We start from the raw sequence: 4,042 nt of genomic DNA on the forward strand, positions 1-4,042 counted from the left end.
CGGCGGCGCCACCGACCGGGAGTCGCCGCTGGGCAAGCATGTCCAGGCGTTGGCCGCGATCGACGAGTTCGCTTTTCCGGTGGCGCCGTGGATGTTCGGGGCGGCCGGCCGCGAGCACATGAAGAAGTACGGCACCACCGCGGAGCACTTCGCCAAGATCGGTTTGAAGAACCACAAGCACTCGGTCAACAACCCCTACGCGCAGTTCCAGGAGGATTACACCCTCGACGACATCCTGGCCGCGAAGATGATCTCCGACCCGCTCACCAAACTGCAGTGCTCGCCCACCTCCGACGGCTCGGCCGCGGTGGTGCTGGCCAGTGAGGACTACGTGGCCGAGCACAACCTGGCCGGGCAGGCGGTGGAGATCGTCGGACAGGCGATGACCACCGACTTCGGATCCACCTTCGACGGCAGTGCCCGCAACATCATCGGCCACGACATGAATGTGCAAGCCGCCCAACGGGTCTACGACCAGTCCGGGCTCGGCCCCGAGGACTTCCAGGTGATCGAGCTGCACGACTGCTTCTCCGCCAACGAGCTGCTGCTCTACGAAGCCCTGGGCCTGTGCGGCGACGGCGAGGCGCCCAAGTTGATCGACGACAACCAGACCACGTATGGCGGACGCTGGGTGGTGAACCCGTCCGGCGGGCTGATCTCCAAGGGCCACCCGCTGGGCGCGACCGGGTTGGCGCAGTGTTCGGAGCTGACCTGGCAATTGCGCGGCACCGCCGACAAGCGCCAGGTCGACAACGTCACCGCCGCGCTGCAGCACAACATCGGGCTGGGTGGCGCCGCCGTCGTCACCGCTTACCAGCGTGCCGAACGCTGAACGATGATCGAGTGGTCCGACACCGACCTGATGGTTCGGGACGCGGTTCGTCAATTCGTTGACAAGGAGATCCGCCCGCACCTGGACGAACTGGAAACCGGCGAGCTGTCCCCTTATCCGATCATGCGGAAGCTGTACAGCCAGTTTGGTCTCGACACGATGGGGGCCGAATCGGTCAAGAAGATGCTGGCTCGCGAACGCGCCAGACAGGACGGAAAGCCTGAGCCGGACGACGGCGAAAAGCAGGACGACGCAGGCGGTTTGGGGGGCGGCGCCCAGGCGTCGATGATGGCGGTGCTGGTGTCCGAGCTGTCCCGGGTCAGCATCGGAGCGCTGAGCACCGCGACGGTCAGCATCGGCTTGGGTGCGGCGACCATCATGAGCCGTGGCACGCTGGACCAGAAGGAACGCTGGTTGCCCGACCTGATGACGCTGAAGAAGATCGCGGCCTGGGCCATCACCGAGCCGGACTCCGGCTCGGATGCGTTCGGCGGCATGAAGACTCACGTCAAGCGCGACGGTGAGGACTACATCCTCAACGGCCAGAAGACCTTCATCACCAACGGGCCCTACGCCGATGTCCTGATCGTCTACGCCAAACTGGACGAGGGCGATCCATCCGTGGACAAGCGGAACCGGCCGGTGCTCATCTTCGTGCTCGACTCCGGCATGCCGGGTCTGACGCAGGGCAAGCCGTTCAAGAAGATGGGCATGATGTCCTCGCCGACCGGTGAGCTGTTCTTCGACAACGTGCGGCTGGGCCCGGACCGGTTGCTGGGGGAGAACTCGCGGAGCGACGTCGACGGCCGCGACAGCGCCCGCGACAACTTCGCCGCCGAACGGATCGGCATCGCGATGATGGCGCTGGGCATCATCAACGAATGTCACCGGCTGTGCGTGGACTACGCGAAGACTCGGACGCTGTGGGGAAAGAACATCGGGCAATTCCAGCTGATCCAGCTGAAACTGGCGAAGATGGAAATCGCCCGGATGAACGTGCAGAACATGGTGTTTGCCACCATCGAGCGCCAGCGGAAGGGCAAGTCGATCAGCCTGGCGGAGGCATCCGCGATCAAGCTGTACTCGTCGGAGGCCGCCACCGACGTCGCGATGGATGCCGTGCAGTTGTTCGGCGGCAACGGATATATGGCCGAGTACCGGGTCGAGCAGCTGGCCCGCGATGCGAAGTCGCTGATGATCTACGCCGGCAGCAACGAGGTCCAGGTGACCCACATCGCCAAGGGCCTGCTGAGCCGCTAGCGGCGATCGCAAGCGCGGCGAAGCGGGTCGGAAGGGCTGGGCGCAAGCCGGTGACTAAGCGACCACCCAGATCGCTCGCGCGGCCGGGCTGCCCAGTTCGACGGTGGTCTGGGCGCCGTCGGCCTTCTCGATGGCCACCGAGATCATGCCGGCGAATTCGCGGCGGGTCAGCACCCGGAACTGCGAGTCCAGGCTGATCCCGACGCTGGCGAAATAGCGCAGCATCTCCGGGTCGGCGTCAGAGATGCGGGCCACCGTCCCGGTGTCCCCGTCGTCGCAGGCCCACAGCTGACGCGCCGGCGGCGTCGGCACGTGGCCGTCCGTCGCCGGGATCGGGTCACCGTGCGGGTCGCGGTGCGGGAACCCCAGCTTGGCGTCGATGCGGGCCATCAGGCGATCCGAGACGGCGTGCTCGAGCACCTCGGCCTCGTCGTGCACCTCGTCCCAGCCGTAGCCGAGCTCGTTGACCAGGAAGGTCTCCAGCAGCCGGTGCCGGCGCACCATCGCCAGCGCCGCTCGCCGCCCCGCCTCGGTCAAGGTCACCGCGCCGTACTTCTCGTGGTCGACCAGGCCCTGTTCGGCGAGTTTGCGGATCGACTCCGAGGCGGTGCTGGCGGACACCCCGATCTTCTCGGCCAGCATCTTGGTGCTGACCTTGTGCGGAGCCCCCTCGGGAGACCACTCCTGCGCAGTCCAGATGACCTTCAAATAATCCTGGCCAACCGCGGTGAGCCCACCAGGCTCTTCGTCAGCCCTCACAACAACAGAGTTTAAGGGCAAGGGGCTCTACCCGTAGGCTTGCGATCGTGCAGCGGTGGCGCGGCCAGGACGAGATCCCCACGGACTGGGGCAGATGCGTACTCACCATCGGGGTGTTCGACGGCGTACATCGCGGCCATGCCGAATTGATTGCGCACGCGGTCAAAGCCGGGCGCGCCCGCAACGTGCCGACGGTCCTGATGACGTTCGACCCGCACCCGATGGAAGTGGTCTATCCCGGTAGTCATCCGGCGCAGCTGACCACGCTCACCCATCGCGCCGAGCTCGTCGAGGAGCTGGGCATCGATGTGTTCCTGGTGATGCCGTTCACGACCGATTTCATGAAGCTCACGCCCGAGCGCTACGTCCACGAATTGCTGGTCGAGAACCTGCATGTGGTCGAGGTGGTGGTCGGCGAGAACTTCACCTTCGGCAAGAAAGCCGCCGGCAACGTCCACACCCTGCGCAAGGCCGGCGAGCGATTCGGGTTCGCGGTGGAGTCGATGTCGCTGTTGTCCGAACAGCACAGCAACGAGACCGTGACGTTCTCCTCCACCTACATCCGCTCCTGCGTCGACGCCGGCGACGTGATGGCCGCGAGCGAGGCACTCGGTCGCCCGCACCGCGTCGAGGGCGTCGTGGTCCGGGGCCACGGGAGAGGCGCCCAGCTGGGCTTTCCCACCGCGAACGTGGCGCCGCCGATGTACTCGGCGATCCCGGCTGACGGCGTGTACGCGGCCTGGTTCACCGTGCTCGGGCATGGGCCGGCGACCGGCACCGTCATCCCCGGTGAGCGCTATCAGGCAGCGGTGTCCGTCGGCACCAACCCGACCTTCTCCGGGCGCACCCGCACCGTCGAGGCGTTCGTCCTGGACACCGACGCCGACCTGTACGGGCAGCATGTGGCGCTGGACTTCGTCGCGCGCATCCGCGGGCAGCGCAAGTTCGACTCGGTGCGCGGTCTGGTGGCCGAGATCGCCAAGGACACCGAGCGGACGCGAGCCTTGCTCTCTGCGGGTTAACGCCGGTCCATATTGCGCTGCTAAACTGCCGGACGACATCGGCGCGTGCTGCGGTTCGCGGTGGCCGCGCTTTGAATTTCCTGATCGCGGACCGATTGATGGAGATATTTTCGTGGCGCTGACAGCCGAGCAGAAGAAAGAAATTCTGAGCCAGTACGGCCTGCATGAC

At 65.9% G+C, this 4,042-nt stretch carries 4 protein-coding genes; 3 read left to right on the top strand and 1 reads right to left on the bottom strand.

Translation table 11 applies throughout. The annotated features are described in order from the left end of the window. Window positions 1-832 (top strand): thiolase C-terminal domain-containing protein (locus tag VML93_RS34285; protein WP_325617630.1); only part of this gene is annotated, 832 nt, incomplete at its 5' end. A gap of 3 nt (window positions 833-835) precedes the next feature. Then, a complete protein-coding gene (locus VML93_RS34290; protein WP_325617632.1) occupies window positions 836-2,092 on the top strand; it encodes an acyl-CoA dehydrogenase family protein in 1,257 nt (418 codons plus the stop codon). Between the two features lie 54 nt (window positions 2,093-2,146). Here VML93_RS34290 and mntR read toward each other — a convergent pair whose 3' ends face one another. After that, complete coding sequence (gene mntR, locus VML93_RS34295) at window positions 2,147-2,851, bottom strand: manganese-binding transcriptional regulator MntR (RefSeq protein ID WP_325617634.1); 705 nt, start codon at window positions 2,849-2,851, stop codon at window positions 2,147-2,149. Between the two features lie 47 nt (window positions 2,852-2,898). Between mntR and VML93_RS34300 the strand changes: the two genes are divergently transcribed. Further along, complete coding sequence (locus VML93_RS34300; RefSeq protein ID WP_325617636.1) at window positions 2,899-3,873, top strand: bifunctional riboflavin kinase/FAD synthetase; 975 nt, start codon at window positions 2,899-2,901, stop codon at window positions 3,871-3,873. The last annotated feature ends 169 nt before the right edge of the window (window positions 3,874-4,042 follow it).

This window comes from Mycobacterium sp. (assembly GCF_035499775.1).
In the GTDB taxonomy this organism is placed as follows: Bacteria; Actinomycetota; Actinomycetes; order Mycobacteriales; family Mycobacteriaceae; genus Mycobacterium.

Excerpts from the sequence above, each read along its gene's own strand:
- VML93_RS34290 (WP_325617632.1), top strand. The coding sequence starts at position 836 with ATGATCGAGTGGTCCGACACCGACCTGATGGTTCGGGACGCGGTTCGT.